The sequence below is a fragment of the Nocardia sp. bgisy118 genome (genome assembly GCF_057708605.1).
On the sequence record NZ_JBYISM010000007.1, the window covers coordinates 201871 to 217302 of the forward strand.

15 protein-coding genes are annotated in these 15432 nt (G+C 68.0%); 8 read left to right on the forward strand and 7 right to left on the reverse strand.

Going from position 1 to position 15432, the window contains the following annotated elements; genetic code table 11:
• Positions 1 to 107 precede the first annotated feature (107 nt).
• From AC3EO7_RS11745 to AC3EO7_RS11755, 3 genes are read left to right on the forward strand one after another with little or no spacing between them, the layout of a single operon-like run.
• Positions 108 to 731, forward strand: coding sequence for an AIM24 family protein (locus AC3EO7_RS11745; RefSeq protein ID WP_431968497.1), 624 nt, complete (start codon positions 108 to 110; stop codon positions 729 to 731).
• Positions 732 to 741: 10 nt separating this feature from the next.
• Positions 742 to 1434 (forward strand): AIM24 family protein, encoded by a 693-nt coding sequence (locus AC3EO7_RS11750; protein WP_431968499.1) that lies wholly within the window; start codon positions 742 to 744, stop codon positions 1432 to 1434.
• 2 nt (positions 1435 to 1436) lie between these two features.
• Positions 1437 to 2201, forward strand: coding sequence for an AIM24 family protein (locus AC3EO7_RS11755; RefSeq protein WP_431968565.1), 765 nt, complete (start codon positions 1437 to 1439; stop codon positions 2199 to 2201).
• A gap of 110 nt (positions 2202 to 2311) precedes the next feature.
• Here AC3EO7_RS11755 and AC3EO7_RS11760 read toward each other — a convergent pair whose 3' ends face one another.
• Genes AC3EO7_RS11760 through AC3EO7_RS11775 form a run of 4 tightly spaced genes read right to left on the reverse strand, consistent with a single transcriptional unit; the run spans position 2312 to position 8218 of the window.
• Positions 2312 to 3097 (reverse strand): HAD family hydrolase, encoded by a 786-nt coding sequence (locus AC3EO7_RS11760; protein WP_431968501.1) that lies wholly within the window; start codon positions 3095 to 3097, stop codon positions 2312 to 2314.
• A gap of 57 nt (positions 3098 to 3154) precedes the next feature.
• Complete coding sequence (locus tag AC3EO7_RS11765; RefSeq protein WP_435591183.1) at positions 3155 to 5773, reverse strand: phosphoribosyltransferase domain-containing protein; 2619 nt, start codon at positions 5771 to 5773, stop codon at positions 3155 to 3157.
• Positions 5770 to 6981 carry an HpcH/HpaI aldolase/citrate lyase family protein gene (locus tag AC3EO7_RS11770; protein ID WP_435591184.1) on the reverse strand — a complete coding sequence of 404 codons (1212 nt, stop codon included), beginning with the start codon at positions 6979 to 6981 and terminating at the stop codon, positions 5770 to 5772. Before AC3EO7_RS11770 ends, AC3EO7_RS11765 begins: the two co-directional genes overlap by 4 nt.
• 13 nt (positions 6982 to 6994) lie before the next feature.
• The gene (locus tag AC3EO7_RS11775) at positions 6995 to 8218 is read right to left on the reverse strand and encodes a hypothetical protein (RefSeq protein ID WP_431968507.1); all 1224 of its coding nucleotides are present in this window, start codon (positions 8216 to 8218) and stop codon (positions 6995 to 6997) included.
• 144 nt (positions 8219 to 8362) lie between these two features.
• Between AC3EO7_RS11775 and AC3EO7_RS11780 the strand changes: the two genes are divergently transcribed.
• The 3 genes from AC3EO7_RS11780 to AC3EO7_RS11790 all read left to right on the forward strand — a co-directional run bounded on the left by AC3EO7_RS11780 (position 8363) and on the right by AC3EO7_RS11790 (position 10921).
• Positions 8363 to 8938, forward strand: a complete 576-nt coding sequence (locus AC3EO7_RS11780) for a TerD family protein (protein ID WP_431968509.1) — start codon at positions 8363 to 8365, stop codon at positions 8936 to 8938.
• A 159-nt stretch (positions 8939 to 9097) separates the two neighbouring features.
• Complete coding sequence (locus AC3EO7_RS11785; RefSeq protein WP_431968511.1) at positions 9098 to 10204, forward strand: DUF475 domain-containing protein; 1107 nt, start codon at positions 9098 to 9100, stop codon at positions 10202 to 10204.
• A 93-nt stretch (positions 10205 to 10297) separates the two neighbouring features.
• Positions 10298 to 10921, forward strand: coding sequence for a TerD family protein (locus AC3EO7_RS11790; RefSeq protein ID WP_431968513.1), 624 nt, complete (start codon positions 10298 to 10300; stop codon positions 10919 to 10921).
• Positions 10922 to 10933: 12 nt separating this feature from the next.
• On the opposite strand, the gene AC3EO7_RS11795 is transcribed toward AC3EO7_RS11790, so the two are convergent.
• A complete protein-coding gene (locus tag AC3EO7_RS11795) occupies positions 10934 to 11824 on the reverse strand; it encodes a DMT family transporter (RefSeq protein WP_435591185.1) in 891 nt (296 codons plus the stop codon).
• A gap of 84 nt (positions 11825 to 11908) precedes the next feature.
• On the opposite strand from AC3EO7_RS11795, the gene AC3EO7_RS11800 reads away from it, so the two are divergent.
• The gene (locus tag AC3EO7_RS11800) at positions 11909 to 12448 is read left to right on the forward strand and encodes a CGNR zinc finger domain-containing protein (protein ID WP_431968517.1); all 540 of its coding nucleotides are present in this window, start codon (positions 11909 to 11911) and stop codon (positions 12446 to 12448) included.
• A gap of 26 nt (positions 12449 to 12474) precedes the next feature.
• Here the strand turns inward: AC3EO7_RS11800 and AC3EO7_RS11805 are convergent, their stop codons facing one another.
• Both AC3EO7_RS11805 and AC3EO7_RS11810 read right to left on the reverse strand, forming a co-directional pair.
• Positions 12475 to 13437: a DUF389 domain-containing protein gene (locus tag AC3EO7_RS11805; protein WP_431968519.1), complete on the reverse strand. Its 963-nt coding sequence runs from the start codon at positions 13435 to 13437 to the stop codon at positions 12475 to 12477.
• A 49-nt stretch (positions 13438 to 13486) separates the two neighbouring features.
• Positions 13487 to 14869: a hypothetical protein gene (locus tag AC3EO7_RS11810; protein ID WP_435591186.1), complete on the reverse strand. Its 1383-nt coding sequence runs from the start codon at positions 14867 to 14869 to the stop codon at positions 13487 to 13489.
• A gap of 197 nt (positions 14870 to 15066) precedes the next feature.
• Here AC3EO7_RS11810 and rpsF point away from each other — a divergent pair, with 197 nt between their 5' ends.
• Positions 15067 to 15354, forward strand: a complete 288-nt coding sequence (rpsF, locus tag AC3EO7_RS11815) for a 30S ribosomal protein S6 (RefSeq protein ID WP_357448399.1) — start codon at positions 15067 to 15069, stop codon at positions 15352 to 15354.
• Positions 15355 to 15432: the final 78 nt, after the last annotated feature.

A 15432-nucleotide genomic window follows, 5' to 3' on the forward strand; every position in this document is an offset into this window, starting at 1 on the left:
ACGTCGCGCACGGCGTTGCGAACCTCGTGCGTCCGTTACAGTGACCGCGAGCAGCGGAACGTGACAACGACCCATGTTCCCGAACGAGACAGCAGGGCAAACACCGGATGGCACAACTTTTCGAACAGTCGAAGAAGGTGGTCGAGGCTCATCTCGCCGGAACGAGTGTCCGCGCGATAGCCGGGTCGATGATCGCCTACGAGGGAAACGTGCAGTTCAAGTCCGCCGGGTTCGGCGGAGGCGACGGCGTGCTCGCCGGGCTCAAACGACGCGCCACCGGCGAGAAGCTGTCGCTGATGGAATGCGGCGGGCACGGCAGGGTCTTCTTCGCGGTGAACGGTCAGCACGTGTCGGTGGTGAACCTGAACGGCGAAACCCTGCAGGTGGAGTCGCAGCAGTTGCTCGCCTTCGCCGGGAATCTGCGCACCGACGTACGTTTCGCGGGCTTGCGCGGCGCCTCCACCGGCGCCGGGTTGTTCACCACCACCGTCACCGGACAGGGACAGGTCGCGCTGCTCTCGGCGGGCGGGCCGCTGATCCACCTGGAGGTGTCGCCGCAGTATCCGCTGGTGGTCGATCCGGACGCGTTCGTCGCCGCGCAGGGCAATCTGAACCAGTCCTTCGTCACCGATGTCTCCTGGCGGACCATGGTGGGTCAGGATGCGGGCGAGGCGTTCTCGCTGCGCTGGGAAGGCCAGGGCGTCGTGTTGATCCAGCCTGCGGAACGGTAAGGGGCCGGGGATGTTCGAGAAAGTCAACGGCAAGGTCGTCAAGGTCGACGTCGGCATGGCGGGCGGCGTGGTCGCCCGCAGCGGCGCGATGCTCTTCTACACCGGCGACATCTCCTTTGCGCCGCATCAGATTCCGGGTGCGCAGGGCATGGGCGGCGGCGGTCTGATGGGCATGGCGGGCCGCATGATGGCGGGCGAGCACGAGCGCACCATGCTCGCGCAGGGCAACGGCCAGGTGCACTACGGCTTCGCGGGGCTGGAGGTGCACGTCGTGCAGATGCAGCCTGGCGCGTCGCTGCGAGTGGAAGCCTCACGGCTGCTTGCCAATACCGCGGGGCTGCAGAGTTCGATCGTCTCGGTGGCGAGTTCCGGCGGCGGCGGTGGCGGCGGACTGATGGGCGCGCTGCGCGGCGCGGCCTCCGGCGCGCTCACCGGCCAGGGCATGTTCACCACCCAGCTGTCCGGGCACGGCGCCGCGGTGCTGCTCGCGCACGGCGGGTTCCTGGAACTCCAAGTGGGCGGTCCGAATCCGATCGTGGTGGACCCGCAGGCTTTCGTCGCCGCGTACGGCAATGTGCAGACCGAGTTGAAGACCGCGCTGAGCTGGCGTGACGCGGTCGGGCGCGGCTCCGGCGAGGCGATGCAATTGCATTGCGTCGGACAGGGAGTCGTCTACGTGCAGGCCTCCGAAGAGAAGTTGTGACCATGGCCCAGATCCACAACCCGATGACGCTCGGCGAGAGCGACAACATCCCGGGGAACACCTACGCCTACTGCATCGACCTGAACAAGCCGTGGTTCATGCGCAAGGGCGCGATGATCGCCTACTACGGCCAGATGAACTTCCAGCTGCTCACCCACGGCCTGCACGGCGGGCTGATGCACATGGTGTCGCAGCAGTTCTCGGCGCCGCTGTTCACCAACGACTACGTGGTGGCCGAGGGCCACGGCAAGCTGATCATCGGCGACCGCGGCTACGACATCAATTCCTACGATCTCGACGACGGCAACCTCACCATCCGCGCGGCCAACCTGCTCGCCTTCGAGCCGGGTCTCGCGCTGAAGCAGTCGATCGTGCCCGGCTTCCTCACCCTGATCGGCACCGGCAAGTTCCTCGCCTCCTCCAACGGGCCGGTGATGTTCGCCGAACCGCCACTGCGGGTGGACCCGGAATCGCTGGTCGGCTGGGCCGATTGCCCCTCCCCCAGCCACCACTACGATCACCAGTGGGTGTCCAGCTTCCTGGCCGCGGGCGCGGCGCGCTTCGGCGTGAACTCCGGCGAGGAGCGGCAGTTCGACTTCACCGGCGCGGGAACGGTGCTCATCCAATCCAGCGAAAAGGTCATGAGCGATTCGGTGCTGGTGCGCACCATCGAGGGTCAGCTCCAGAGCGGCGTCACCGTCGGCGGCCTGCAACGCATCCAGGCCGTCGTCGCCCAGCAGCTCGCGGGTCAGCAGCAGCACTACTGAGACCGCTCGACCGGCGCGACGCCCACGCCGCGCCGGTCCCGTGCCGCAGCGGGCACGGTCGGTCGAAGTCCAGCCTCCGGCGCACTGCCAGAGCAGAGGCGGAGCTCCGCCTACTCGGCGGCGGGCGCCGCCTTGATGAACCAATTGATGATCTCCTCGCCCGCGAGGATGCCGGTGGCGCGGGTGATGGTGAGATTCGGGCTGGTCCAGTTGAGTTGTTCCAGTTCGCCGTGCCTCGGCCGGATGGCGGAGTCGGCGGCGCGCAGCATCTCGGCGTCCAGCGCGCCGTCACCCGCGGCGAAGGTCTTCGCCTCGTCGGTGAGCTCGCCGGATTCCCTCAGGCGGCGGCGCACCTCGGCCACCGCGATGCTCTTGCACACCGTCTGCGGCATCGTGTAGATCTTGCGGCCCTGCTGGGAGGCCGACCAGCCGCGCTCGCGGCACCAGTCGTCCCATTCGGCGAGGAATCCCTCGGGCACCGCCTTGGGTTTGACCACCAGATAGCAGAAGAGGTGGTCGGCGACGCGGAACTTGGAGACCCAGGACTCGTCGATCCTGGCGCGCAGTTCCGCGCTCACCTCCGAGAGGGTGGCGCCGCTCTGGCGGACCTTCACGTCGATGTCGATGCGCCACCGCATGTCGGGGACGCCGTCGACCAGGATGTTGCCACCGTTGCTGGTGATGGCGTAGCGCCACGGCGCACCCGGCAACTGAATCCGGTTGAACTGCTTGATGGTCCGCGTGGTCGTCGGGATGACGGCCGCAGGCTCGGTGAGCGTCTGCATGCGCAGCGCCGCCGCCGTCGTCATGAACGACAGCGGCGCGCCCTCCAGATGCTCGACGCACACCGTCGGCACCTCCGCGGCGGTGCTGAAGGCGTTGCGTGAGTAGATCATCGTGCGGTCGAGATCGGTGGCAACTAGCGCTTGTCTTCGCGGTCTTACCAGGAGCATCTACTTCGGTACTTCCTTGATCAATCCCATGCACGAATACGCCAGATCGGGGACGACCTCGACCGGCACACCGCGCGCGGTAGCGAGCATCCGGATGTGCGCGTGCTCTGGGGCGTCGGCCTCGCGGACCAGCACCCGCCACGGCACGCGCCGCAGCAGCACCCGGGTGGTCTCGCCGACCCCCGGCTTCACGAAATTCACACTGGTGATGCCGTATTCGGCACGCACCTGCTCCACCGAGGACCAGCCGGTCCAGGTGGGCGTCCGGTCGGAACCGAGCACCGCGGCCAGCTCGGTGGGCACCAAGGGGCGCACGGCATCGAAGGCACCGTCCACAGCGTCGAGCAGACGATTCGAGACGTCGTCGCCCGCGAGTTCGCGGTAGAACTTCGCGCCGTGGAAATCGCCGGGCCCGATGAGCGTGTCGTTCAGGACGGTCCGCGAAATGAGCCCTGACACTGTGGAATTCAGGCACGCGGAGGCGATCAGGAAATCGTCGCGGGTGCCGTAGGTTCGCACGCAGTGCCCGGGATCGGCGAGCACGGCCAACTGGTCGTCGAACCGCGCGCCACCCGCCGCGTGATAGGCGTCGAGCGCCTCGGTCAGCTCCTTGGCGATCGCGCCCTTGCCGGTCCAGCCGTCGACGAACACCACCGAGGCCGGATCGTGGTGCTCGGCAAGGTAATCCAGCGCGACCGCGTCGATGCCGCGGTCGCGCACGATGGACACCGCGTAGTGCGGCACGTCCAGGCTCGGCAAATCCGCGCCGCGACCCGAGCGCAACCAGCGCTTCATCAGGATCCCGACCGGCGTGCCCGCGCGCGCCAGCGACACGAGCACGATGTCCTCGCCGCGCTCGGCGACCACCAGTTCCGAGACCGTGGCCACGGCGAGCGCCAGCCGTTCGGCGCTCTCGGCGAGCACTTGGTCGAAGAGAGTGCGATAGGCGGCGTCCGGCTGGTACTCGATCGGCAGCGATTCCGCGTAGTGCGCGACGCCCGCTTGGATGCGGCGCTCCCGCTCGGCCACGTCGGCCTCGAGGTCGGCGTCGGACAGATCCTTGAGCAGCCAGCGGACCTCGTCGGCCGCGTACGACCCGAACTCGGGACCGTACAGGGGCGCGGGAAAGGGCTCGAACGGTCGAGGCTCCCGTGTCGCTTCCGCCATCGTTTCCCATCCCACCGCTCGGTTCGTCTCTGCCTCCCTGTCGGCGTCGGCGACCTGCGCGTTCGCACGCCGCTCGACGTCCAACTTACGCGGATCGGCCCCGGGCACGAGCGCGACGAGCACATCCGCCCCCGACGCGGTGAGCACGTCGACCAGGCCGCCCTCGGCGACGAGCTCCGGAGTGTCGGCGGGCGGATCCAGCACCACGATCAGGATCGGCTCGGCGGAGCCACCGTCCGCGGCCCGCTCCCCCTCGCCGTCGGCCGTATCGAACGAGCCGTCGGTGAGCTCGCGCAGTTCCGCGTCGAAATCCTCGGGCCAGCAGGCGTTGTAGAGGTAGCGCGGCGCTTCGGCATCGGGTTCCGGTGCGAGAAAACGGAATCCGCGCCGCAGCGGGTACCCCGGTTCGTCCAGCACGTAGGCGGGCGACCGGGTCGTGGTCTGGAACCGGGTCGGAATGCCCGACTCGGCCAGCGCCGCCGCCAACCGCAGCGGCAGATACATCAGCTCCTCGTGGCCGAGCACGATGACCGGTCGATCCGGCGCGTCGATCGCCAGACGCGCGTCCAGCACCGCGGCCGCCGCGGCGACGGCCGATTCGAAGGCCGCCGTCTCGTCGTGCAGGATGCCGTGCCGCCCGCCCTCCGGCACCGAATCGGGCCACGGCAATTCGATCCGCCCGAACGAACCACGTTGCGGCGACACAGGATTCAGCGTCGGATCGGGCATCGAGGTGACCGCTTCGATCAGGCCGTCGGGCAGCTTGGTCAAACCCGAGGCCAGGCAGACGGTATCGATGCGGGCGCCGAGCTCGGCCGCCGCGCTCTCGAAAAGGGCCCGATCCTCGGCGGTGCGCATGTCCACCAGCGAGGCGAGCACGTAGTGCGAGCGTGGGGAGAACTCGTTCAGTGCGCGCACCGCGTCGATCGCCGTTGCCCCGGTGGAGATTTCGTCGTCCACCAGCACCAGCGGCAGGTCGTTGCGGAAGATCTCGGCGGGCGCGGGTTGCAGCAGGTGCGAGGTGGCGTGCGAGTGCCCCTCCTCGAAACCGGCCAGGGTGTCGGCCTCCGGCACGTCGCGCCGCGTCGAATGCAGATAGCATCGCGCCCCGATCCGCGCGGCCACCGTGTGACCGAGACCCGTTGCGGTCTCGGCGAATCCCAGCACGACGGCATCCGCCCCCGTAACGCCCGCGCGCTCGTCGAGTACGGCGCGTACCAGATCACCGAGTCGGTTGCCCGCGTCGAGCACCACCCCCGGGTCGGTGGGCAGGTGCTTGCCGAGCACCGTCGAGACCAGCAGGTGCGCCCGGCGCGGATTACGCCGCAGACCTGGCTCGATCAGCATCTCGATCGACAGCTCCGCGGGCAGCACGCCATCGGAGCTCGTGCCGTGACAGGACAGGTGATGCAGTTCGATGCCGAGTGTTCGGGTAGCCCAGGGTCCACTCATACCTTCACCAACGCCGTGAGCAGATCCACGAACGACACTCCCTTGTTCGCCACGCCGAACACCCTGGCCCGCAACAGCGTCTGGCGGGCCCAACTGCGGTGCGGGCGCATTTCGTTCATCTTGTTGCGGTAGCCCGAGGCCGCCACGCCGCCCACGTCGACCTGGAGGATGTCCAGCGCGTCGGAGTACTCCTCGTGCGTCACCACCGACAGCGCGTGCACCGCCGCGACGTGCGACGGGTGGATCACCGTCTTGCCCTGGATGCCGTTGGCGCGGTCCAGCGTGATCTCGCGCAGCAGGCCGTCCAGATCCCGGCTGACCAGGTACTGCCGGAAAGGCACCGCGTCGGACTCCTCGAACGGCGCGGTGCGCAGCAACGGACGGAACATCCGCTCGTGATCGGCGAAGTACTCCCACACCGGCCCGGTGATGACGAATCCGGTCCCGTCGGCGCGGCCCAGGTAGTTCACGATGTCGGCGATGACGTCGGCGACCACGCGCACGTCGTAGATGGTCAGGTCGCGGTCGCGGCGGATGCCGAAGGTCGAGCACATGTCGGTGGCGCCGACCCGCACCGCGAGCACCCGCTCCCGGTGTTCGGCCAGCATGGCCGCGATGTGCGTCAGCTCTTGATCTCGGGTCTGGCGGTGCACCAGCGCCGCCGATTCCAGCACCGGCATGCCGTAGAGCGGCCGCTCCAAACGCTCGACCGCGGACTCGAGCGCCTCCAGGTAGGCCAGGCCGGTGGAGCTGTCGAACTTCGGGAAGACGAATCCGGTGAGCGCGGGCGCACCCTCCCCGAGCCGGTCGACGATCTCGCCGATGGCGCCTGCCTCGCGCACGCGAATGAACAGCAGCGGGTTGGGATCCGGGCCGGCCGCCAATTCCGCCAGCGCGGCGACCGCCTGGCTCTTGGCGAGTTCCACCTCGTGATCGGCGACGGCGTCTTCCAGATCGATCACCATCGAGCAGACGCCGCGCTCGGCGCGGCGTCTGATCGTGTCGGCGAGGTCGGCTCTGGTAGCGGGCGCGTACAGCGTGGCGCCCAGCCCGTACGCGAGCAGATCCCGGTCGGCGTTGTCACCGAACGGCTCGGGCTGCCGGTGGAAGAGATGTCTGGCATCGGGGCCTTGCAGCTGCCGAAAGTGGCGCAGCGGCAGTCGCTTCCGCAGGGATACTTCCTGCTGGATGGCGACGGGAGCGGTCATCGGTGCTCCGTCCTCATTCTCGTCGTGGTCCTGCTTGCTTTCTCATTCGATCCACTACCCCGGCTATGAATTCGGTGACGGCATCGAGTTCCGCCACATAGGCCCAGTAATCGGGGTGTCGCCCCGACAGTGTTTCGGTGATTCTTTCGATTCGTTCGGCCTGCGCGTCCAGCACAGATCCCCATTCGCCCGCGAGCCCCCGGCTCACCGCGAGCATCTGTGCGTCTCGCAGTCTGAATCGTACGGCTTTGGCCTTGTCTTGCGGGTCCTCGCGAACCGAACGCAACAGCTCGAGCCGCTTGGTGACGGCGTCGATCAGCTGCTCGGCCCTGGTGAGGTCACCCCGCGCGGTAGAGGTCAATTCAAGGGCTGACTCCGGGTTCTTCGCGACCGATGCGGCGCGCGCCCTGGCGAGAGCGTCGGCGGCGGCATCGATGGCTTGCTGGCATCCCCGCCCATTGTTGGCCAGATCCGCCGAACTCGCAGCATTGAACTCGCGCAGCAGCGCCGAGTAGGCGGGCCCCACCCCCTCGGCCCGGTTGCGTACCGCGGACAACCTGGTATCCACCGAGGTGAGCGCCGTATTCGCGGCGCCGAGCCGAGATGGGGCCTGCGCCAACGCTTCTGCCAATTCCTTGGTCGCCGCCTCCAGGCGATTCGCCGCCGCGCGGACGGCGCCGACGCCGGATCCGGAGCCGCTGCCTGCGGATTCCAGTGTGACCAGTGCCTCATCCACGGCGACGGCGCGCAGGCGCACCGAGGGGTATTCGGCGTACTCGGAGTCGGCGGCCTGGCCGCGCACCGCGGCGGCCGCGACCTTGACCTGCTGCGCCAGCTGTGGCACCGACCGCACGATCGCGACGGCGTGCTCGAGCCCCGCCTGATTGCCGCGATAGAACTCGTCCACCGCGCGGGCCGCGTCGACCAGCTGCCTGGTGACGGCATCGGCCCGCTGCCGACCTTCGGCGAGGTCGGTGTCGTCGCGCTGCGCCGCCTCGAGCTCCTCGGTGAGCGCCAGATACGCGCCCGCCGCGTCGTAGCAGCGCCCGCGCACCGGCTCCCAGGCCGCCGCCGACCCCCGCTCGGAGAAGACTTCCTCCGAGGCTTGCACTGCGGCCTCCGCCGCGCTCTGGCGCCGATCCATGTCGAGAAACGCGTCCGCGAGCCGGGTCCGCGCCTGCTCGATCCATTCGCTGTTCCCGGACGACCGGAACCAACTCCGCCTACGCCCTGCCACGCCCCGATGGTAGGAGATCTTCCTGTTCGCCGGGGGTTCCCCCAGTTCCTACGCAAGTTCGCCGAAACCTACTACTGTCGTAGGTCGTACCCGGCGATTCGGACATGCTGGGAACCACAGACGGACTAATGAAAGGGATCCCGCATGGGTGTCAGTTTGTCCAAGGGCGGCAACGTCTCGCTGACCAAGGAGGCGCCTAACCTGACTGCTGTTTCCGTCGGCCTGGGGTGGGATATTCGGACCACTACCGGTACCGACTTCGACTTGGACGCCAGCGCGATCGCGACCGGTGGCGACAAGAAGGTGCTGAGCGACCAGCACTTCGTGTTCTTCAACAACCTCCGCTCGCCTGAGGGTGCGATCGAGCACGCCGGCGACAACCGCACCGGTGAGGGCGAGGGCGACGACGAGGTCATCAACGTCGACCTGGCCAGCACCCCGCCGACCATCGAGAGCATCTTCTTCCCCGTCTCGATCTACGACGCCGACACCCGTCAGCAGTCGTTCGGTCAGGTGCGCAACGCCTACATCCGTGTCGTGGACCGCAGCAACGGCACCGAACTCGCCCGCTACGACCTGAGCGAGGACGCCTCGACCGAGACCGCCATGGTCTTCGGCGAGCTCTACCGCAACGGCGCCGAGTGGAAGTTCCGCGCCATCGGCCAGGGCTACGCCTCCGGCCTCGCCGGCATCGCCCGTGACTACGGCGTGAACGTCTAACGAAGACACGCGCAATACGAGGGGGCTCGGTCGACGAGCCCCCTCGTCGTGCGACCGGGCAGTTGTTGCGCCGGGCGCATTCGTTGGACATCCGGCGGTTCAACGGCCACGCTGGTATCAATCTCGCCGTTTCTGTTCCCCATCACGAAAGGTCCCCGCGTGGTCCTGCGCATTTTCGGCCTCTCCGGCATCGTCACGGTGGTGTCGCTCGCCGTGGCGCTGCTGTACGGCGGCCCTACCGCTCTGGCGCTGTGCGCCATCCTCGGCATTCTCGAAGTCTCGCTCTCCTTCGACAACGCTGTCATCAACGCCACCGTGCTGGAGCGAATGAGCGCGTTCTGGCAGCGCATCTTCCTCACCATCGGCGTCCTGATCGCCGTGTTCGGCATGCGCCTGGTGTTCCCGCTCGCCATCGTGTGGATCACCGCGGGCCTGAACCCGGTCGAAGCGTTCGACCTGGCGCTCAACCCGCCGCCGGACGACGCGCCGTACTTCGCCGACGGCAGCCCGAGCTACGAGACCCTGCTGACCGACGCGCACCCGCAGATCGCGGCGTTCGGCGGCATGTTCCTAGCGCTGCTGTTCCTGAACTTCATCTTCGAAGAGCGCGAGATCACCTGGCTCGGCTGGCTGGAGCGGCCGCTGGCCAAGGCGGGCAAGCTCGACATGCTCTCGGTCGTCGTCGCGGGCCTCGGCCTGATCTTGACCGCCGAGTTCGTCGCCGCGGACGACAAGCGCGCCACCGTGCTGGTCGCGGGTCTGCTCGGCATGATCACCTACATCGCGGTGGACGGGCTCGGCTCCATGTTCCACACCGAGGATCTGGAACACAGCGGCCCGTCCGAACTGGCCAAGGCCACCGGTAAAGCGGGCTTCTTTCTGTTCCTCTACCTCGAGGTGCTCGACGCCTCGTTCTCCTTCGACGGCGTGATCGGCGCGTTCGCCATCACCTCCGACCCGATCATCATCGCGCTCGGCCTCGGCTTGATCGGCGCCATGTTCGTCCGGTCCATCACGGTGTACCTGGTGCGCAAGGGCACGCTCTCGGAGTACGTGTACCTGGAGCACGGCGCGCACTGGGCGATCGGCGCGCTCGCGGCGATCCTGCTGGTCTCGATCGGCGTGCACATCAACGAGCTCATCACCGGCGGGATCGGTGTCGCGTTCATCGGCGCCGCGTTCGTCAGCAGCGTGATTCGCAACAAGCGCGAGGGTGGCGACGAGGAAGAACTCGAGAGCGAGCGAGCTGTCACCCCGGTAGGCTGATTTCCGGCAGGCAGCCGACGAACTCGAAGCGGCAGCGGCCCCTCCCCGCGGAGGAAAGCCGTTGCCGCTTCTCTTTTTCGAGGGGGATCGCGCATGGCGTCCGAGCAGCAGTCCGGCGGTGTGAGTCTGCCGAAGGTGACGTTGTCCAAGGCGACACCGAGTATCAACCTCACCAAACCCGGTGAGCAGCAAGGGGTGTTGCGGGTCAATCTGAACTGGTCGCGTGGCGGCAAGGGATTCCTCCGCAGATCCAAGCCGGTCGATCTCGATCTCGGCTGCCTCTACGAACTGGCCAACGGCGTCAAGGGCGTCGTACAAGCGGTGGGCGACAATTTCGGATCCCTGCGGGACGAGCCGTACATCCAGCTCGACGGCGACGATCGCAGCGGCGCCATCACGGCTGGCGAGAACATGCACATCGATCTCGCGCGGCCCGAATTGTTCAAGCGCATCCTGATTTTCGCCTTCATCTACGAAGGCGTGCCGAACTGGGCCGCCGCCGACGGAGTGGTCACCCTGTTCCCCAGCAACGGACCGCAGGTCGAGATGCGCCTCGATTCCCCGGTGAGCGGCGCCCGTTCGTGCGCCATCGCGCTGCTGCAGAACAACGGCCGCGGCATCACGGTGCACCGAGAGGTGCAGTACATCAACGGAACCCAGCGCAAAATCGACGAGGCGTACCGCTGGGGCATGCAATGGCACAGCGCGACAAAGTGATCCGGCGCGTGGTCATCGGACGGTTACGGGCCGAGGCCGCGTCGGCGCGGCGGCCGGCCCGCGGGAGGCGAACACCAGTCCGATGAGGCCGATCGCGAGACCGGCAAGTGTCCACGGGCGCAACGGTTCACCGATCAACACCCAGGCCAGCAATGCCGTCACCGCGGGAGTGGCGAAGAACAGCCTGCCGACCCTGGTGGCGTCCCAGCGCCGCAGCATCGCGTTCAACAGCAGGAACGCCGCCATCGAATTCACCAGAACCATCCAGGTGAGCGACCCGGTGAACCGAGCAGTGTCCGAGACCGACAGCTGACCGCCCGCCACCGCGAGCAGCCCGGCCACCGGCGCGCTGGCCACCACGTGCACCGCGGTCGCCGCGCGCGAATCCACCTGCGGCACGAAGCGTTTCTGGTAGATCGTGCCGATGCTGAGGCCGAGCAAGCCGACGACGCACAGGATCAGGCCGACGAGCGAGAAGTGCGACTGGTCGATCACCGCCATGGCCACGCCCATGCCGCCGATGCCGAAGCCGAACCACTGCCTGGCCGAGACCGTCTCGCCGATGAACCCTGAGCAGAGCGCGATCACCACCGGATTCAGTCCCTGGACCAGCGCGATCACCGCGGCCGAGACGTGTTCGCTCATCGCCGTATAGAACGCGCCGAACTGGACGATCTGCATCAACAGGCCCGCGATCACCACATGCCGCAACTGCGTGCCGCAGGGCCACACGGCGCCGACGACACGCGCGTACAGCGAAAGCAGCAGGCCCGCGACGACGAAGCGCACGAAGAGCACGAGCAGCGGCGGTGCGGCCCCCACGCCGACGATCCCGGCGATGAAGGCGCTGCTCCACATCAGCACGAACAGCGGCTGGGCGGCGGGCAGCATGCGGTCCGTCACGATCCCTCCCAAAGTAACCGTCCAAGGTGGTTACTACCGTGACATCCGACGGAACAACCTGTCAAGGCGGTTACTATCGACGGCATGTTCGCCTTCGTGAGCGGGAACCTCGCACTGGACTTCGCGGGCACGGTCAAGGCGCGCACGACCGACCGCGAGGACCTGCTCGACTCCCCCGCCGACCTCGGGGCCTGGCTGGTCGCCGCCGACCTGCTCGACAACGCGCCCGACTGCGGCGCCGACGACCTCGACCGCGCGGTCCGGCTGCGCGAGGCCGTCTACCGGCTGGCGATCGCGGCCGTCAACGGCGAGCCGCCCGCCGACGCCGACCGCAGGCTCGTCAACGCGCGGGCGCGCGGTGAATTACCCCGCGTCGCACTGCGATCCGACGGGACCATCGCACGCGACGGCGGCACCGACACCGCGCTCACCGCCGTCGCGCGCTCGGCCGTCGAACTGCTCGGCGGGGCGGAACACGCGCTGGTCAAGGAATGCGGCCGAGCCGAGTGCACGCGGCTGTACGTCGACACCTCGCGCGGTGGGTCACGGCGCTGGTGCGATATGACGCGATGCGGAAATCGCGCGAAGAGCGCGGCATTTCGCGCGCGGCACGCATCGGACTGACCGGGACCTGCGACCCGGACGCGGACTCACAGCATCCGGTACGGCTTGCTCATCGCCTTGGCCCGGCGCACGGAGACGCGCGACCACACAGCCTGCTGCAACGCCAGGGTCGCCCACCCCGCGAGCGCCATGCCCGACAGATTCAGCGCGAGTTGCAAGGTGCTCCCCCCGATCGCGTCGGCGACACCGAAAGCCACACCGAGCGCGATGTTTCCGGCGGCGGGCACCGTGGTCACCGAGATGAAGACACCGGCGAGCCCGGCCGCCTTCGCCGAGGTCAGCGCGAGCACGCCCGCGGCGGCCGCGATCACCGCGACGATGAACGACCACTTGTCCGGCGTGTAGATGAACGCCGTGCCCGGCCGCGGTCCCGTCACGTCTTCGATGGTGATCCAGCCGAGCCCTCGACCGATCAGCACCAGCACGAACGTCACGACGATGGCCGCCGCGAAACCGAGCAGCAGAGTGCGCACCGCGTGGCCGAACAGTACAAAACGGCGGCGCACCAGCGCGACGCCGAGCGCGGCGATGGCGCCGAACTCCGGGCCGAGCACCATGGCGCCGATGACCAAGATCTGCGAATCGAGCACGATCGCGATGGCGGCGATCATCGTCGCCATCGTCATGAAACTCAGATAGGTCCAGTTCAGCTCGGTTTCCTCGTAGGAGCGCTGTGCGACCTCGGCCCACACCACCGCGTCCGCGCTGCTGCCCGGCGTGCGCAGCTCGGCGTCGAAACCGCTGCGCGACATCCAGGTTCGCACCTGATCGAGCTCGATGCTGCCTTCCCGGTGCACGCCGAGGGCGCGCAACTTGTCGATGACGTCGTTGCCCGCTTCTCGCGCGACGTCCGCCAGCACCAGGTCACCGGGCGGCTTCAGCGAAGACCCACGCACGACCGCGAGCCCGCTCACCGCGGTATCCCGGTCGAGGATGTGAATCACGTCGTCGGTCATCGCCGCCGGTGACAGGATCCGCATGTGCAGCATGGGCCAAGTGTGCCCTGCCCCAAGGCTTACAGCGCGGCAACCAGCCCGATCAGGCGGCCACCAGATCTCCTCGGTCGTCGGTCGCGCGCTCCGCCCGGACGCCGGACGCGCGCGGATCGGCCCGGAGGAACAGGAAGAACAACGCGACGAGCAGAACCGCGCGACCCCACACGCCGAACTGGACGATGGCCTCCTGCACCTCGAACGGCGCACCCGAACCCATGGCGTAGAAGTAGCGGAACACGCCGATCCCGATGGCCGCGTCGGCGAGCAGATATGCGCCGATCACCTGCCACGGCACCGCGAGCAGCACCAGGAACGGGAGCAGCCACAGCGTGTACTGCGGCGAATGCACCTTGTGGAAAACCAGGAATCCACACAGCATCGCGCCGCTCACGCCGATCCACGGGAAGACACCGGTCGCGCGATAGCGCTTCCACCCCAACCAGACCGCGAGCGCGAAGGCCAGCAGGATCAGGGTCGGCGAGGCGATGGCGACACCGTCGTGCCAGGCCGTACTGGTCTCGGTCGCCCGCCCGTACAGCACGTGGTGGCCCCAGTACCAGATGGAGTTGGTGGTGATGTCGGCTTGGCGCAGCTGCTGGAAGGTGATCGACGCACGCCAGCCCTCGTAGCCGGCGAGCGCGAACGGCAGATTCACCGCGACCACGGTGCCGACGGCCGCGCCCGCGGTCAGCAGCGCGCCGCGCACGTCGAGACCGCGCGCGTCGTCCGGATCGCGCTCGGCCCCGCCGGTGAGCACGTAGATCATCAGCGGCAGCACGAAGATCCCCGGATACAGCTTCAGACAGAAACCGAGCCCGAGCAGCACGGCGGCCAGCACGCCGCGGATCCGCAACGAATATCGGGTCGGCACGGTCACCACGTAGACCGCGGCCACCGCCGAGCAGACCACCGGCAGCTCCCAGTTGTGGAAGGCGTAGAGCACCAGCGGCGGGCCGATCGCCCACAGCAGCGCAGCCCGTCCCGCGAGCCGGGCCAAGAACCACGCCGTGAGCAGCGCGAAGGGCGCGAGCAGCAGCGCCGAGAGGCGCAGGAAGTCGGCGTCGGTGTGCGCGCCGATCGCGCCGACCCAGATGAGGGTGCCGCTGAGCACCGGGTACTCCACCGCGCCGCCGGTGAGCATGCCGTCGTCGGTGATGCCGCCGTCCACGTAGGGGAAGACGTGCCGATCGATGTCGCGGCCGATCCAGAGGAACTGGATGTCGGAATAGCAGACGTCCGAATCCTTGATCACGTCGAAGACCACGCTGCGACCGTCGTCGTAGAACGGCGCGCCCGCGCATCGCGCCTTGTTCGCGTACGCGAGCGCCAACGTCAGCCCGCACAGCAGTAGCACCACCACGGCAACCGCTGTGTGGCGGGACTCGCGCCGCGCCGGCACCGCGCTGGCGGCGGGTACGGTCGACATGCAGACCACCTTATGTGCCGCAGCGGCACGGCGTCATGATGTGCGGCGACCGGACGGTGCGGGTGGCACGGGGCGCCGGGGGCGGATTTCGCTGGTCAGCAGGCGCTCATGTAGCCTTACCGGGTTGCTGACGCAACGAACCCTCCTGCCACGGACCGTCCGTGGCCGTTTCCTAGTCCACAGGAGGTGATTGGTCCGTGCGTCATTACGAAGTGATGGTCATCCTCGACCCGAGCCTGGACGAGCGCATTGTCGGTCCGTCGCTGGACACCATGCTCAGCGTCGTGAAGACCGAAGGCGGCAAGATCGACAAGGTCGACATCTGGGGCCGTCGTCGTCTCGCCTACGAGATCCGCAAGCAGGCCGAGGGCATCTACGCGGTCGTCGATCTGACCGCCACCCCCGCCACCGTGAGCGAGCTCGACCGCCAGCTGGGGCTCAACGAGTCGGTGCTGCGCACCAAGGTTCTGCGCCACGACAAGTAGTTCCACCGCACTCGTACGCGTCGGTGCTTGTCTCTAGGCTCTAGCGCAAAAGGCGAGTGCATTGTGGACTGCACACCG

Coding starts and splice junctions, on each gene's coding strand:
- AC3EO7_RS11790 (WP_431968513.1), top strand. CDS start 10,298: ATGGCGTCCGAGCAGCAGTCCGGCGGTGTGAGTCTGCCGAAGGTGACG.
- AC3EO7_RS11765 (WP_435591183.1), bottom strand. CDS start 5,773: ATGAGTGGACCCTGGGCTACCCGAACACTCGGCATCGAACTGCATCAC.
- AC3EO7_RS11760 (WP_431968501.1), bottom strand. CDS start 3,097: ATGATCTACTCACGCAACGCCTTCAGCACCGCCGCGGAGGTGCCGACG.
- AC3EO7_RS11805 (WP_431968519.1), bottom strand. CDS start 13,437: ATGCTGCACATGCGGATCCTGTCACCGGCGGCGATGACCGACGACGTG.
- AC3EO7_RS11810 (WP_435591186.1), bottom strand. CDS start 14,869: ATGTCGACCGTACCCGCCGCCAGCGCGGTGCCGGCGCGGCGCGAGTCC.
- AC3EO7_RS11745 (WP_431968497.1), top strand. CDS start 108: ATGGCACAACTTTTCGAACAGTCGAAGAAGGTGGTCGAGGCTCATCTC.
- AC3EO7_RS11755 (WP_431968565.1), top strand. CDS start 1,437: ATGGCCCAGATCCACAACCCGATGACGCTCGGCGAGAGCGACAACATC.
- AC3EO7_RS11800 (WP_431968517.1), top strand. CDS start 11,909: ATGTTCGCCTTCGTGAGCGGGAACCTCGCACTGGACTTCGCGGGCACG.
- AC3EO7_RS11750 (WP_431968499.1), top strand. CDS start 742: ATGTTCGAGAAAGTCAACGGCAAGGTCGTCAAGGTCGACGTCGGCATG.
- AC3EO7_RS11770 (WP_435591184.1), bottom strand. CDS start 6,981: ATGACCGCTCCCGTCGCCATCCAGCAGGAAGTATCCCTGCGGAAGCGA.
- AC3EO7_RS11780 (WP_431968509.1), top strand. CDS start 8,363: ATGGGTGTCAGTTTGTCCAAGGGCGGCAACGTCTCGCTGACCAAGGAG.